14 protein-coding genes are annotated in these 15,520 nt (G+C 45.6%); 4 read left to right on the top strand and 10 right to left on the bottom strand.

Going from position 1 to position 15,520, the window contains the following annotated elements:
• Nucleotides 1-97 precede the first annotated feature (97 nt).
• Both H9630_RS08415 and H9630_RS08410 read right to left on the bottom strand, forming a co-directional pair.
• Nucleotides 98-2,059, bottom strand: a complete 1,962-nt coding sequence (locus H9630_RS08415; protein ID WP_225218435.1) for an iron ABC transporter permease — start codon at nucleotides 2,057-2,059, stop codon at nucleotides 98-100.
• The gene (locus H9630_RS08410; protein WP_191715040.1) at nucleotides 2,059-3,036 is read right to left on the bottom strand and encodes an ABC transporter substrate-binding protein; all 978 of its coding nucleotides are present in this window, start codon (nucleotides 3,034-3,036) and stop codon (nucleotides 2,059-2,061) included. Before H9630_RS08410 ends, H9630_RS08415 begins: the two co-directional genes overlap by 1 nt.
• Nucleotides 3,037-3,228: 192 nt before the next feature.
• Between H9630_RS08410 and H9630_RS08405 the strand changes: the two genes are divergently transcribed.
• Together H9630_RS08405 and H9630_RS08400 are read left to right on the top strand one after the other, a co-directional pair.
• On the top strand, nucleotides 3,229-4,059 hold the full coding sequence (locus tag H9630_RS08405; protein ID WP_191715039.1) for an ABC transporter ATP-binding protein: 831 nt from the start codon (nucleotides 3,229-3,231) through the stop codon (nucleotides 4,057-4,059).
• Nucleotides 4,059-4,703 (top strand): hypothetical protein, encoded by a 645-nt coding sequence (locus H9630_RS08400; RefSeq protein WP_191715038.1) that lies wholly within the window; start codon nucleotides 4,059-4,061, stop codon nucleotides 4,701-4,703. Before H9630_RS08405 ends, H9630_RS08400 begins: the two co-directional genes overlap by 1 nt.
• A gap of 48 nt (nucleotides 4,704-4,751) precedes the next feature.
• On the opposite strand, the gene H9630_RS08395 is transcribed toward H9630_RS08400, so the two are convergent.
• Nucleotides 4,752-5,114: a VOC family protein gene (locus H9630_RS08395; protein ID WP_191715037.1), complete on the bottom strand. Its 363-nt coding sequence runs from the start codon at nucleotides 5,112-5,114 to the stop codon at nucleotides 4,752-4,754.
• 142 nt (nucleotides 5,115-5,256) lie between these two features.
• On the opposite strand from H9630_RS08395, the gene H9630_RS08390 reads away from it, so the two are divergent.
• Complete coding sequence (locus H9630_RS08390; protein WP_191715036.1) at nucleotides 5,257-5,937, top strand: (2Fe-2S)-binding protein; 681 nt, start codon at nucleotides 5,257-5,259, stop codon at nucleotides 5,935-5,937.
• Between the two features lie 31 nt (nucleotides 5,938-5,968).
• Here the strand turns inward: H9630_RS08390 and H9630_RS08385 are convergent, their stop codons facing one another.
• Entirely contained in the window at nucleotides 5,969-6,832 is an 864-nt protein-coding gene (locus H9630_RS08385) for a VLRF1 family aeRF1-type release factor (protein WP_191715035.1), read from the bottom strand.
• A 160-nt stretch (nucleotides 6,833-6,992) separates the two neighbouring features.
• Here H9630_RS08385 and H9630_RS08380 point away from each other — a divergent pair, with 160 nt between their 5' ends.
• The gene (locus H9630_RS08380; RefSeq protein ID WP_191715034.1) at nucleotides 6,993-7,304 is read left to right on the top strand and encodes a DUF3243 domain-containing protein; all 312 of its coding nucleotides are present in this window, start codon (nucleotides 6,993-6,995) and stop codon (nucleotides 7,302-7,304) included.
• Between the two features lie 18 nt (nucleotides 7,305-7,322).
• On the opposite strand, the gene H9630_RS08375 is transcribed toward H9630_RS08380, so the two are convergent.
• From H9630_RS08375 to H9630_RS08350, 6 genes are all read right to left on the bottom strand, one after another.
• Nucleotides 7,323-8,591 (bottom strand): MDR family MFS transporter, encoded by a 1,269-nt coding sequence (locus H9630_RS08375; protein ID WP_191715033.1) that lies wholly within the window; start codon nucleotides 8,589-8,591, stop codon nucleotides 7,323-7,325.
• 53 nt (nucleotides 8,592-8,644) lie between these two features.
• Nucleotides 8,645-10,768, bottom strand: coding sequence for an ATP-dependent helicase (locus tag H9630_RS08370; RefSeq protein WP_191715032.1), 2,124 nt, complete (start codon nucleotides 10,766-10,768; stop codon nucleotides 8,645-8,647).
• Nucleotides 10,769-11,166: 398 nt separating this feature from the next.
• Nucleotides 11,167-11,694, bottom strand: coding sequence for a general stress protein (locus H9630_RS08365; protein WP_191715031.1), 528 nt, complete (start codon nucleotides 11,692-11,694; stop codon nucleotides 11,167-11,169).
• Nucleotides 11,695-11,756: 62 nt separating this feature from the next.
• A complete protein-coding gene (locus H9630_RS08360) occupies nucleotides 11,757-11,957 on the bottom strand; it encodes a YwbE family protein (RefSeq protein WP_191715030.1) in 201 nt (66 codons plus the stop codon).
• Nucleotides 11,958-12,143: 186 nt separating this feature from the next.
• Nucleotides 12,144-13,289, bottom strand: a complete 1,146-nt coding sequence (locus H9630_RS08355) for a DUF2382 domain-containing protein (RefSeq protein ID WP_191715029.1) — start codon at nucleotides 13,287-13,289, stop codon at nucleotides 12,144-12,146.
• A gap of 122 nt (nucleotides 13,290-13,411) precedes the next feature.
• The gene (locus H9630_RS08350) at nucleotides 13,412-15,460 is read right to left on the bottom strand and encodes a catalase (RefSeq protein WP_191715028.1); all 2,049 of its coding nucleotides are present in this window, start codon (nucleotides 15,458-15,460) and stop codon (nucleotides 13,412-13,414) included.
• Between the last annotated feature and the right edge of the window lie 60 nt (nucleotides 15,461-15,520).

Genomic DNA, 15,520 nt, shown 5'->3' with positions numbered 1-15,520 from the left:
ACAACAAGCTGTCCGTTCATTCATCGGACAGCTTGTATATTCAAATTAAAAGGACCTGCCAAATTGGCAGGTCCTTTTAACGATTATTTTATTGTTTTCATTTCATTTTGCGAAGCAGATAGAGCAGGTAAGGTGTTCCAATCAATGCCACGACTAAGCCGCTCGGAATGTCTTTCGGCGCAATCAGGATGCGTCCGACAAAGTCAGCCGTCACCAGCAGCAGACCACCAAGCAAGCCCGAAGCAAGCATCAGCGGCAAATGCCTGAAACCAACCAGGCGTCGGGCAATATGCGGAGCCACCAGCCCTACAAAGCCGATGGTGCCGACAATCGATACAGCAACCGTTGAAATGGCGACCCCGATAATCAGTGCCCACACGCGTGTAGACCGGATGTTTAGTCCCAGGCCAGCTGCAACATCATCACCAAAAGTCAGTGTATCCAGACTGCGCGTCAGATAAATGGCCGGCCATACGAAAATGGCCAACAAAATCAACGCGAATTGGACATCTTCCCACCCCTTGCCGTACGTACTTCCTGACAGCCATACCAATGCACTGGCCACTGCCAATTTCGCTTTGACAATAAAGACTTGTGTCGCTGCCGAGCCGAAAGCGGAAATGGCGATGCCCATCAAGGCAACCAGCATTGGCTGGAAATTATTCTTCCAGGCTGTTACAAGAATGATGCCAAGCGCCAGTGCCGCTCCGACAGTTGCACCAAGTGGCATGAATTCAGGCGGAATGGCTGGAAAAATGACCAATAGCAGCATCGCTCCGGCCCCTGCCATGGACGTAACCCCGAGCACACTGGCATCAGCCAATGGATTTCGCAGCACGCCTTGCAGTATGACGCCAGTGATTGCCAGCATCACTCCTACAATAAAGGAAGTCAAAACACGCGGCACCCGGAAATTCCAGACAACCGGCTCCATCCAGGCGAATGTCCAGGCAGAACCGTTAAAGCTTAAAGCCAATACGGTAATCCCTAAAATAATTACTACCAAAATCGGTACAATGAACTTCAAGCGGATTGGCTTCGTGGTGCCGCCCATTTGCCGCTCTCCGCGCTTCATCGATTTGGCCGTGCGCCATGCCAAATACAAAAGCCAAGGGCCACCGACCAATGCAGTCATCGCCCCTACCGGCACTTCCTGGCCAGGCTGGATCAACCTTCCCAACACGTCAGCACCGATTAAAAAGACACTGCCCCAAATAAAGGAATGGATGAAGATCTGGAGATGCCCGCGTATGCCCATCATCCGGACAATGTGAGGCGCCATCAGGCCGATAAAACTAATCGGCCCCACTACACTGACTGTCGCAGCCGCCAATACGATGGCGACGCCCCATGAGACAAGTTTCACCAACCGGACATTTTGCCCAAGGGAAGACGCAATGTCTTCTCCCAGCGATAAAATATCCATTGGTTTAGCCAACAACAACGCACCAATAAACATCAGCAGAATCACTGGTGCCGCAAATTTGACGCCTTCCCAATTCAATTGGACCAAGGTTCCTGAACCCCATAAGAACAAGCCATTAGTTTGATTTTCAAATAATAATTGAAGCGCTCCTGTAATCGAAGCAAAAAGCAGCGAGATGATCATCCCGGTCAACGCCACACGCACCGGTTCCATTTGTTTGCCGGCAAGTCCGACAACCATTAAAGAAGAGAGTACCGCCCCTAATAGAGCCGTGATGAACGGAAATCCACCGACCAAACCCGGAAAAAAAATGGTGGAAATAACAACAAAGAAAAATGCTCCGGCATTGATGCCCAATGTCCCCGGAGACGCCAATGGATTGTTCGTCAAGGTTTGAAGAACCGCTCCTGACACAGCTAAAGCTCCCCCAGCAAGCAAGCCGATGACAAGGCGCGGAAGCCGGAACGAGACCACAATGTCCTGAATTCTTCCCTCTGTCCAAACGCCTGTCAGCAATTCCTTAACGGTGTAATCAGCCTGTCCTTGTGTCAAATGGATAATAGACAGCGCAATAAGCAGGAAAAAGCCCGCTGTCAGAGAGACAGTGGACTTGTTCATTAATCTTCGGAGCATTAGTCAGTCACCAATACATCAGTGATTTGGTTCATCAATGTTTCAGCAGACAACGGTCCTCCATAAAGCCACGTATCCGCGCCTAAATCATACGTACGGCCTTCTTTGACAAAGGCAAGATTTTCCCAGACCGGGTTTCCTTTAAGCTGGTTTTCATAAATATTGTCTGTGTCAGGAACTGTATAGAGGTAGTTGGCATCTTCGTATTTCACCAATCCTTCTACATTGAATGTGCTGGAACCAAAGACTTCAAATTGATCCGGCTGATGGACATTATTCAGACCGATACGCTCTAAAATAATGGAAGCCATTGAGTTAGGCGTAAAGACACGAATTTCAGGAGCCTGTGCTCCGCTGTAGGCAAGCGTTAAAATAACATCTTTTGTTTTTAAGTTCGCCGCTTCAATTTCAGCAGCCTTTTCTTCATATTGCGCTTCCAGGTCAGTCAAAACCTGTTCGCCCTCGGCTGTCTTTCCTACCGCTTTAGCGATTTCAAGGAAAGTCGTTTCCATTTCCTGATACAGATCGATGCTTTCATCTTCAGGATAAGGATTGAAAATGACAGTTGGAGCAATCGTCTCCAATTGTTCGATCATTGCATCGTGGCGGAAGCTTACACCAATTATCAAGTCCGGTTCCAATGCAGCGATGGCTTCCAGATTCGGTTCCTGTCGCCCACCGACATCGACAACGGTTTCATCCAATTGCGGTTCGATGTTTACGTAATCCCCGTATTCCGCAATATCGGCCATTCCCGCCGGCTGGACACCGACTGCCAATAAATCTTCCGCATACGTCCATTCAAGAACAACTACTTTTTTAGCTGGCGCATCCAACGTCACTTCACCGTTGGTTCCTTGAATCGTCACTGGCTCCGCTTCTTTCGATGGCGTTGCTGTTTCTTCTTCAGTTGATGAACAAGCTGCTAATATAAGTATAAGAAATGCTGCTATGACCAGTAATAATCGCTGTTTCATTTTGTAATCCCCCAAGCGTTTTGATAACGATTCTCAATACGTCTTTATTCTAGGTCTATCTGTCACATTTGTAAAGTGTTTTCTAGCAAACGTAGTGAAAATTGTTCTCATTTGATAAGAATTTATGCTATAGTAACGGTAACGAAAATCCTATCAATGAGATTACAGCACTAGATATGGAGGAATTCTGCAATGACAACAGCGGTCAAAACCAACGATTTATCAATTGGCTATACCGATAATCTGCTTTTTGAAAATTTGAATTTATCGATTCCGCGCGGCGAGATTTCGGTATTTGTCGGCAGCAACGGCTGCGGCAAGTCAACGCTTCTTCGCTCGATTGCGCGTTTACTTAAACCTCAAGAAGGTTCTATATTATTGGAAGGCAAAGAAGTGCACAACATGTCTTCACGAGAAGTTGCGAAGAAGATGGGCATCCTTCCCCAATCACCGGTTTCACCGGAAGGTCTGACAGTACATGATTTGGTCAAACAAGGCCGTTACCCACATCAGTCGTGGCTAAAACGCTGGACTGAAGAAGATACGGAAAAAGTTGAAGCCGCTATGAAAGCGACTCGCGTCGATGAATTCCGCGACAAGCCAGTTGATGAATTGTCGGGTGGCCAGCGCCAGCGTGCTTGGATCGCGATGACGCTTGCACAGGACACAGAGATTATTCTATTGGACGAGCCGACTACTTATTTGGACATGACACATCAAATTGAAATTCTGGATTTGCTGTTCGAGCTGAATGAAACGCAGGGGCGCACCATTATTATGGTTCTTCATGACTTGAACCTGGCTTCCCGTTATGCGCATAATATTATCGCCATTAAAGACGGCGAAGTGTTCGGGCAGGGCACACCAGAAAACGTCATCAATTGTGACTTGGTGCGTTCGGTCTTCGGAATGGAATGCCAAGTATCCAAAGACCCATTATTCGGCACTCCCCACTGTGTTCCGTTCGGCAGAGGACGCTGCATCGTTCCTGAAATCCGGCAAGCATTGAGCAGTGCCCAATAATGGAGAAACTCGATCTTTTTCAAGTTCATCTCCGACCGAATGCTACTGGATTTATGACTTTATCTGAAGGTATGGAAAATCGTTCTCTTGAACTGATCGCAAAAGTTCGCCAAGAATCCGGAGCACCCACTGAAGCCGTAGCAACGTCTGTCTTCATGCGGCGCTTCGGTTTTTTCATGTCCGCTCAGCTCTATTTATTGGCACATCAGCAAGTATGGGCAGGCCCGCTCGATGAAATCCATTTGACTGACGCCGAATATGGCATTGCTTTCGAACTGGATGGGAAGTGGATGAGGCAGCGCCAGGAAGGCGACCTCGAAATGGTGTTAAAGGAATATGGATGGCCAGTTGTAGAGCAGTTCCGAAAAATCGGACCTGTTTCTAAACTGATTCTGTGGGAGAACATCTGGGGATATGTTATCTGGATGTATGGCATGGAAGATTCAGCACAGGCACAACAGGATCTCCAGGATTTATTGGCGGATTCATTTTGGCAGCCCGAAATGCGCAAATCGCATTTCAAGCAGTTTTTGGACGGACACAGTCTGGAACAGTCACAAGCCGAGTACAAACGTGTCACATGCTGCCTCTACAAAGAGTTGCCCGAAACAGACAAATGCCCTTATTGCCCTTTACGAAAATAAACGCCCTGCTGTTGAGCAGGGCGTTTTCCTTTTGTATCTTTCAAGTCCTTATTTCAGAAACTCCAGCCGATTGCCGAACGGATCGAAAATAAAAAAACGTTCGACTCCGGGAATGCTGTCGTCTTCCTTCACTTCAACATCGTTGGCTGTCAAATAATCTTTCAGTTCAACGTAGCCGCTTACACGGAATGCAGGATGTGCTTTTTTTGCTGGCGCAAAAGGTTCTTCAACCCCCACATGCAATTGCTGCTCGCCGAACTGGAACCATACTCCGCCTCTTCCTTTAAGAGGCTCCGGTTTTTCAATTTCCAGCATGCCCAGAATGCCAGCGTAGAATTCTCTGGCGGCCGCTTCTTCGCCTGCAGGCGCCGCGACTTGTACGTGATCGATTCGTAAAATAGAAAATCCCATCTTATCACTCCCTCTCCACAAGTTTAGCTAATTTAATTTAAAAAGAATATGCAATTGTTTTTAAGATTTGCCATAAGATAATCCTATCACTTTGCAAACGATCTCATTTTGCCGTAGCATGAAAAATAAAGAGGTGATTCAGATGACACTTCCCCAACAAGCCCGCTATGCATTGAGCAACCAATCAGTAGCAGTGGACCGCCCCCTGCAACAACCGCTCAGCCAAGACATCCCGGCTATGATCGAAGAATTGAAAACTTGGTGCGGAACCGATAATGCCGGAGTAGCAGTATCTTTTTTCTTTCGCCAGTATTCCTTGTTTGTCACTGCCCAATTCGGGCTGATTCATCAGTATGGCGGTTATTTTTCGGTTCCTTGGCGCGAACTGCAATTTGATCGTGTCCATAACTACGGTTTGCCGCTTCTGCAGACACATGTACAATCATCAGATTTCCAAATGATTGCACCACATGAAAGACATCAAGCATTTCACGAAATTCTCTACCGGCAAGTCGATGAGTTGCTGAATGAATTCAAGACATACATAAAAATATCCCCCATCACTTGCTGGGAGAATGTGCTGGGCTCAGTTCTATGGTTTTACGCCGGAATGGAGTCCCGGGATCCACGAAAAGCTGCCGAAGATATGGATTGGCTATTGGATTCCGCAAATTGGAAACCCGTCAAAACTTCTTATATGGCCAAGCTCCTTGGTGATAAATCGTTGCAGCAAGCCGTTTCCAAGCCCCTTCGCAAAACGTGCTGCTTATATAAAGAATTGCCGTCTTTTGATACCTGTACATTTTGTCCAAAACCTAATTAAAACACCTCAGCATTTTGCTGAGGTGTTTTAATTAGACTTCAAATACTTCATGAAGGATTTTACCGGGGTCGTTGTTGATCAAATTTTTATATACGCAGCTGGTCGGTTTCTTTTGCAGCGCTTTTGAGAATGATTTGGCATGTTCCGCTTCCCCAACCACATGAATTTCTTCCCATTTGCGTTCTTTCTTCAATTTCTCGATTTTGCTGCCCATGTCTTTGTAAAAGCGTTCGAGATTCTCTTTTAAGCGATGGTCCAACTCATCAACTGGGCTTCCGCCGCCGCTGCCGCCAATAACCGGACTGTTGCCTCCAGCTGCACCGCCGCCAGTCGAACCAGCTCCTGATCTTCCCTGGATACGGCCGGAACTGCGTACGCCTTTCTGTTCTGTCCATACTTCTAGTCCAGCATCAAACTCATAGAAGAATTCTTCGTTGATGATCCCCATTGAAGTATCAATTACACGGATTCCCTTAAAGCTGGGCAAAATGATGCCCGCGTAAGGATACGCTTTATACATATATCGAAGCTCTTCTAAAACTGGCTTAGTTTCCCAATGAAAACTTGTTTTAACTGGAACCTGCACATAGTGCACAGACCAAAGATCGTTATGCGGTGATGCAAAAATAACGACACCCTTTTGGAGGTCGTTTTGGTTGTCCAAAATTTCCTTCTCCACTTTTTTTCTTAAGGTTTTATAAGCCTGCATTTCTTTTTCATCATTGGATGCTTTTAAATATTCGTCTAATCGTTTTAATCCATTTTTCAGATGGATTTTCCAAGCCCCGTTTTGGGCATTCAAATCAGCTGGATTGGTATTCAGATAAACACTTAACACGCAACGGTCTGGACATTCAAAACTTTTCAATTCCTGGATTTCGTCGTATAAAGTCATTCATTCATCATCCTCCTTGTATTCCATCCTTGTTACTTGATTACCCTGAAGAACTTTATTTAAACGAATCTTCTGAATGATTATCAGAACAACGTTTAAAATCTTCAAGCAGTGGTAAATAGAAAGTACGACAAAAAACTATAAGGGAGTGTGTAATAGAATGGAAAACATCAACAAACAAGTTGAAGACAAATTAAAGAACACAGATGACAAGAAAAAAGAGCAGATCTTAGCTGACTTCTCCGTATTCATCAATTACTTGGGCGATAAGGTGGAAATCGGTGAGAAGATGGGCTTGAGTGAAGAACGCATCGCCCAGTTGGCCGAGAAAGTAGCTGGATATTTAGCTAAAAAAGAAGATCCGAAAAACAGTGAAGAATATTTATTGCAGCGCTTATGGCAGGTTGGCGATAAAGAACAGCAGCATATGCTCGCACACATGCTTGTGAAATTGGCGAAAGAGCAAAACTAAATCATAAAAAGGCCTTCCTCAATGGGAAGGCCTTTTTTCATAGAGTTTGAACATCAACAAGTAAACAAAACCGCTGGCAAGCGCAAGCAAGCCCAGCACACCAAACGTCCATGCAAAACCGAACCAGGCCGTCATCGGAATTGATAAAGGTGCAATCATCCGGCCAATTGTATACCGCAGACTCGCCGCTGCGAAATATTGGCCGCGCATGTCCTCTGGCGCCAATTTGGAAATGAAGTTCTGCTGCAGCCCGACCACCATCAATTCTGCAAAAGTAAAGACAGCCATCGCAACCACGAACATCCAGAACCAAGAAGTTAACGGGAACAGCCACATTGCCAATCCGTAGAAAGCAGCCGAAGTGAAGAACACCCATTTCTCAGGGAACTTGGTCATCCACCGGGTGATAATCACCGTCAACAACGCCACAAACAATCCATTTTCAGCTAATAAAATACCAAAGGAAGTTTCTCCTGTGACGGACCACTCACGCCCAAAAAGTGAAGCCACCGTCTGGCTGTCGATCGTTTCTTTCAAGTAGACTGGAATCAGCAAGTCCAATTGCATAAAGGTCTGGGCTCCTAAAACTCCTGCGATGATGAACAATAAAAACAACCGGTCTTTAAAGATCAGTCCATACTCTTTAAATTGTTTCGAAATTGCTCCGACCCACCCTGTTGCCGTTTGGGATTGCCATTTGTCCACCATTGCCTGCGACAAGGTTTCTTTTGTCAATAACCTCAGCACTAGGCCCAACATCATCGAAATGGCTGTAACGGCCAACAACAATTCAAAACGGTAAGAAAAGAACAGCACGGCGCCGAAAAGCGGACCTACTACAACCGCAATATTCAAGGTTGTATAGAAAATGGCAAAAACATCACTGCGGTATTTTTCCGGTACAACATCCGCAATCATGGCTTGGCTAGCCGGCCAATAAAGAGATCCGCACATTCCAGCAAGCGTAAATGCCACAAATCCGAGTTCTGGAGATTGCAGCCCAGGTGAATTGGCAAATGCGAAAATCAGAAATGACAATCCTTGAGCGACGGAAGCCACCACCAGCATACGCCGGCGTCCAAAGCGATCCGCGCAATAGCCGCCCACCAGGTTTGCCGCCACAGAAAACACTTGGGAAATCACCAGCAGCAAACCCGCTGTCCCTTTGCCGAACTCTTCCGCAAAATATATCGCTAAAAACGGGAATACCATCCAATAACTTGTATTCATGAAAAATTCGCCTACAAGGCGAACTTTTAAACTTCGATCCCAATCCTTCAATCTCATTCCCGTTTCCCCACGTTCGTCTTTATGTCACCACTGTTTTGACAGAGGTGCTGTTACATCAGCTCCAATAATCGGTAGCTCAAGCAAATATCGATCATCAAGTCTTTTCGCTCTTTGGCGAATTGAATGGAGATCCGTTCTTTGTCGCGCTCAATAATTTTTCCCGCACCGAAAACACGATGCCGGACTTGGACTCCTTCACGCAAGTCATCTTCTGAATCGATGGCATTCGGATTATCCGGTACTTTTACTTTAATCGGTGTTTTGACAGCTGTGCGCTGTGGGCTCACTTGCCGTTTTTCAGGGATGATCAAGTTACGCACTTCCCCCACAAACCGAGATTCGCTGTCGTAGCTGATCAGTTCCAAATGATTTTTAGCCCTCGTCATTCCCACGTAAAACAGACGGCGCGCTTCTTCCAACGTATCAGGTGTTTCCGCATCTTCTTCTGTCGGAATGACGCCTTCCACTAAATCAATCATGTATACCCGTTCAAACTCCAAACCTTTAGAGCTATGGAAAGTCGACAAGGTCAGCATATCGTCGGTTTTTTCAACCTTAGCCTGCTGCGTCACCTGCTCCAATTGTTTCAAACGTTTCGCAAAAGCTGCCATGGATTCAAGCGGTTCTGCAATTTGTTCCAATGTCGTTAAAATCTGTGCCAAGTATGTCATTTTCATACCGAATTTTTCGGCTCGGCTTGCCAGCATCTGGTCATAGCCCATTTCGCTTCGAATCGTTCGGATAACTTTCAATGGCTTCATGCCATTCAGCGCAGCGAACCATTTTTTCTGCTCAGCCAAAATGCGTAACTGGTAATCTTTCAAAGTGATGGTCAAATTGATTTCATCAAAAGCATTCTTGCCTGTCGGTTTCATGCGGCTAAGCATCTTCAGCTGGCTGCCTGACCAGTAGGCATTGGTTTTCGAAGCGACTTTAGAATAGATGTCAATGCGTTCGGGCTTTAAGCTGAAGCGCATAAAATTCAGCATGTCTTCCACAATCCAATGAGAGAAAAAGCGGTTATCGGCATCTTTCATGTAAAAAGGGATACCTAAGCGTTCAAGCTCGCTCATCAGCAGCGTAGAAGATGAGTTGTTGCGGTAAAGAATGGCTACATCTCCGTAATCACTTAATTCCTTGAGCTCTTTCATCAGGTATTTGAACTGGGCTTCTTCAGAACTCAAACGCTTTAACACAATAGGATCGCCTTCGGGTTGCTTAGTGAACATATTTTTGTCATGGCGTTTTTTATTGGTTTTGATAAATTGGTTGGCGGTGTGGACAATGTTCTGTGAAGACCGGTAATTGCGCTCCATTTTCATAATATAAGCATCGGGATAAACTGTTCGGAACTTCAACAGATATGTCGGTTCGGCAGCTCTCCATGTATAAATGGACTGGTCATCATCGGCGACGACACAAAGGTTTTTATGGCGGGCCACCAGTTTTTCCACGATGGCATGCTGGATTAACGAAGTATCTTGGCTTTCATCCGTCATGACGTAATCCCAGCGATTCTGGTATTTTGCCAATAAGGTTTTATCCTTATCAAGTGCCTCAAAAGCCAGCGATAACATATCGTCAAAATCAACTAACCTTACGTCATAGTTTTCTTTAAAGGCTTCGTATGTTTTTAGAATTTCGATGGCTCCTGGAAAAGGTTCCTTCAGTTTGGCCCACTGTTTTCTGGGAAGCATTTTGTTTTTGACAAAACTGATAAAGGAAATCAATTCCTCCAATTGATCATCAGTGATCGGCTCGTCATTTTCAGTCTGATACATTTCACGAAGCAACTTTTTCTTATGAAGGCCATTCGTTTCACTGCCTTCTATCATGACGTACCGTGACCCTGAAAAATAATCACGGGTAATCTGAAACGCTAAGCTATGGATCGTCGAAAAATCAATCGGCTGCAAAGTAGGGAAAAACCGTTTATACCGCTCGAGCATGTCATTTGCTGAGGCTTTACTGAAAGTAATGGCTTTGATTCGGTGCGGCGATACCCGTTTTTCTTCGATGAGGTAACCGATACGCATAATCATTGTCGTTGTCTTGCCAGATCCCGGGCAAGCGAGCAATAGCAACGGCCCTTCTGTTCGCTCTACCGCTTTTCGTTGTATCTTATTTAATTGGACTCCAAGTTCCTGTTTTTTGCGTTCAAAGAATTGGCTCATTGTAAGAGACTCCTTCATTTTTCAATACCCTTATATTAACACAAAAACGGACCCCAATTAACGGGTCCGTTTCTCTTCAAGCAGATGAAATACAATGTTTTTTTAGTTTTAATGCCCGGCAAAACTGGACAGGCACTTCCGATTTTCTTTATTGTCCAGACTCCAGCGCCTAGCTCTTTGGGTCATAAGTCAACCCAGCTGTGTGGCAAAGAGCGCCACTTCGCTGGTCTGCCTTATGCCCGGCAGAGCTGGACAGGCACTTTCGCTTTTCTTCATTGTCCACACTCCGGCAGCCAGTCCCTCGAGTCGCTTCAGCCTTTCCAGCAATGGCACAGAACGCCATTACCGGCAAGGCTTCCAGCGCTTGTCGGGACTACACGGCTGCCTGCGCTTTTCTATTAAATAAAGTTCTTTTCGTCTGGTTTGCTGATTGGATCTGCGTTTCGTTTGTCTTTTCTGAATGCCGGGTCTTCGTAATGGCGGTCATCCAGTTCAACAGCCTTTTCTTCCCGTTCTTCTTCTATGACACGGGGTCCTTCTGATTCGAGCTTGTCTTCTTGAATTGCGGTTTTCTCATTTTCCGGCAGTTCAAACGCATCCTGTGCATCTGTATCGACGAAGAGCAGTAATTTGCCATTCTGCACGTCGCGGTAATAATGTTCGGATTCATTTTCATCAATGCCCATATCTGAAAATGCTTGATGGACTTTTTGATCACCAGTTAAGAATGTGGCAAATCGGTCTGCCCATCCACCTTCAGAGGCGTGGGCCTCTACATCTGACTTTCCTCTGACCAGCGACAATTGATTGTCGGATTTAGCCATAATATACATATCTTTTTCCAGATAACCGTCTTTTTTCAGTTCCTCGATTTTCTGGAGAACATTTTCTTCCGTATCATACGTTTCGATAATTCGATTTGGCATCATCATCGCTCCTTTAAGGGGTTACTGTATTTTACCCTCACTCAAGGAGTGCGAAACAATGCCTACTTTCCGGAAAGAATCTCACAAACCCGTCCGACTTGTCCGTCTTCCAGACGCACTTTGATGCCATGCGGATGAGTTGCCGAGTTGGTCAATAAATCTTTGACCACACCACGTGTTTTTTTACCAGAACGCTGATCCTGCTTTAAAATCACATTCACTTCAATCCCTGGTTTTACATCACTTCTTTTTTTACCGTCCATATCTATCCCTCCTTGCTTTCTTCTATCATACGCTATTCCTAACAGCTGAACAAAATTCTTCAAATCAAAACCAATAATGGCCATCAATCTTTTGCTCTGCCGTCACCCGCTCTTTGCGCCCTCAAACTTCCAAAAATCCATAATAAAAAGGCGGGGAATATCCCCCGCCTTCAAGCATTCCAGCGATTATAAACGATCGCGGTCTGTACGGTCTGTACGGTTTTTGCGCGTTAACTCATCATCCGTCAAATTGGTATCTTCATCGATATCCGCTTCTTCACGGCGTACAGTTTCATTGACAGTTTCCGTGTCCTGGACTTTGCGCTTGCCTACCACAATCTCTTCAGCAACTACGTCTTTTTTCGTTACTTCGACGCGTTCTTCTGTTACTGGAATGTGGATGTTTTCGCCTTCTTGATAAGCGTCTCCAGTTAAACCGGAATCTTTATCAAACGAATTTCCTGTCGTTTCTTCATTTACAGGCCGGCGTTCTACATAGACTTCTTCGCGTTCTACAGGCACTTCGATTGTTTGATTTTCTTCAACAACGTGTTTGCCGACATTTACTTCACCGGTTTGTACACGCTCTTTGTCAACATTCAAACGCTCTTCATGCAAGCGAAGTTTCTCTTCTTCCGTGCCTGTGCGGTTAAGGTCTGTATCTGTACGGTTCAAATCACGATTTGTGTCATCAAATCGGTCTGCGCGGTTGACGTCGTCCACCGTACGATCTGATCCTAATCCGAAGCCTGTGCCTGAATCTCTTCCGACACCTGCAGTTTCTGAGGTGCCACTGCTGAATTTATCGTCTTTTTTATTGTAGTAAACATCATTTTCTTCATTTGTGTCGACTGTTAAGCCGTCTCTTCCTACTGCCTCATCGTCTTTATGAGTTCTGGCTGATCCTAATCCAGAAGCTCCGGCAGCTCCAGCTGCGCCCATTGTGCCAGCTGCACCGCTTGTAGACGTATTGTCGTATGGTGCTTTACCTTCATAGTTCGCGCCGTATTCACGGTCTACAAATAATAAGATTTTGCCGTTCTGTACTTCTTTGTAATAACGGTCAGCTTCTGCTTCATCTACACCCATTCCTGAGAATGCCTGGCGTGTAGGTTCATCACCTGACAAGAAGCCCATGAACTTATCCATCCAGTTTCCTTCAGATGATTTGTAATCTACATCTGTGCGTCCCCGGACCATTGAAATTTGATCTTTGTCCCGTGCCATTACGTACATATCTTCTTCGCGGGAACCTTGTGCTTTCAGTTCCTCGATTTTTCTTAATACTTCCGTTTCGCTGTCGAACGTTCCCATAAATTTATTGTTGGCCATTTTCTATTCCTCCAATTTTTTATGCGTATTTTGAAAATGCTTGCTTAGTTTAGAAAATACCCGACAGGACTTTTCTTAAACATGTTGATATTTAAGAATTTAATTTCCGTAAACTTTTTCTCTTAGTCGATTTGTCTGTTCCAGTGGCGATGGGCGGTAATCGCTTCAACGAAAGATGAAGCAAATTCGGATCCAGCAGTTGCTGCGACTACCCCCGGCTGGTTTTCGATATATGCTGCTTCCAGCCATTGCTGGCCATCGTGTGTAGCACCAATCGGTTTGTAATGATCAAATGCTTCACCGATATAGCGTGCTGCTTCCTTGGCGAATTTTCTGCTGACATCCGGACCGCCTACTGCATAAATGGCATCATACAGCACCGGATCTGTGGTATTGAAAGTATGGTCGGCGGTGATTCCCTTGCCGCCCGTACCTTTCAGTTCGCCTTGCATTTCACTGACCACTTCGTACTGCACACCTTTCGCCTGCAGCTCTTTAAGGACATTCAACACTTCTTCTTCGTTAAAGCCATTATCAATCAGTACACCCACTTTACGAGTCGCCGGAGATTTTACTGTATTTTCCAGACTAAGTGCCGGCGAGGCCTTTGTGACATTCGAACCTCCGCTTGCCGGAGGTGCAACTCCAATGTTTTTGGCCACTGCCTGTGCCATTTCCAAGTTGACGTTAGTGAACATCTCAACAGCACCTTCACGAATCCAAGATTCCTGGCATTTTCCAAGTTCAAAACTGAACGCCTCAATAATATGCTCTTTCTCTGGGGAAGTCATACTGTTCCAGAACATTGTGGCTTGAGAAAAATGATCGTTAAAACTTTCACTGCGCGCACGTACTTTGCGTCCATCCACTTTCTCCTGATAATGAGAATAGCCGCCTTCCGCTTCGCTTACTGGAGCAGGTGTACTGTTGGTGAATGAACTTTTTTGATAAGAAACCCGTCCCTTATTGATCGTTTGGCGTCCGACACCATCCCGTTGGTTATTATGGAAAGGGCAAACCGGCCGATTGATCGGAAGTTCATGGAAATTCGGACCGTTCAACCGAAGGAGTTGAGTGTCTGTATAGGAGAACAGACGTCCTTGAAGCAACGGATCGTTTGAAAAATCAATTCCCGGCACTACATGTCCAGGATGGAATGCCACTTGTTCAGTTTCCGCAAAGACATTATCCACATTGCGGTTCAGCGTCATTTTACCGATGATTTGGATTGGAATTTCTTCCTGCGGCCACAATTTCGTAGCATCCAGCAAATCAAAATCAAACTTGTATTCATCGTCCTCAGGTACAATCTGAACACCCAACTCCCATTCTGGGAAATCCCCTTGCTCAATGGAATCGTATAAGTCCCGGCGATTGAAATCCGGATCTTTTCCGGCGATTTTCTGTGCTTCGTCCCATACGAGCGAATGAGTGCCCAGTGTTGATTTCCAATTGAATTTGACAAAATGCGACTTGCCTTCTGCATTGACGAAACGGAAAGCATGTACACCAAAGCCGTCCATCATACGGAAACTGCGCGGAATCGCGCGATCAGACATCAGCCACATCATCATATGAGCCGTTTCCTGATTATTGATGACGAAATCCCATAAGGTATCATGTGCACTGGCTGCCTGCGGCATTTCGTTATGCGGCTCCGGTTTCACAGCGTGGACAAAGTCTGGAAACTTGATGGCATCCTGGATAAAGAACACCGGCATGTTATTGCCGACCAAATCATAATTTCCTTCTTCTGTGTAAAACTTCGTCGCAAACCCTCTTACGTCCCTGACGGTTTCTGCAGAGCCCTTTGACCCGGCAACAGTGGAAAACCGTACGAAAACAGGCGTTTTCTTGCCTTTTTCAGAAAGGAACTTGGCTTTCGTCAAATGCTCTAAGGAATCATATGCTTCAAAGACACCATGGGCTGCATAGCCTCTAGCATGAACTACGCGCTCAGGAATGCGTTCATGGTCAAAATGCGTCATTTTTTCCCGGAAATGGAAATCCTCCATCAAAGTGGGGCCCCGTTCTCCAGCCTTCAATGAAAACTCGTCTTCGGCCATTTTCAGCCCCTGATTGGTCGTCAGGCTTTTTCCGGAATCATCTGTCCGATATTGCTCCAATTGTTCATCTTTGCTGTTTTCATTCACTTCAGGACTTTTCGCCATTTTGCCACTCCTTTTGTTTTTATATTCTTTCTTTTACTACCCTGTCTTCTTTCGCAGCAC

The organism is Planococcus wigleyi, from assembly GCF_014836985.1.
Taxonomy (GTDB): domain Bacteria; phylum Bacillota; class Bacilli; order Bacillales_A; family Planococcaceae; genus Planococcus; species Planococcus notacanthi.
Note: the sequence above shows the minus strand (reverse complement) of the source record. Positions and strands in the feature narration are given on the sequence as shown.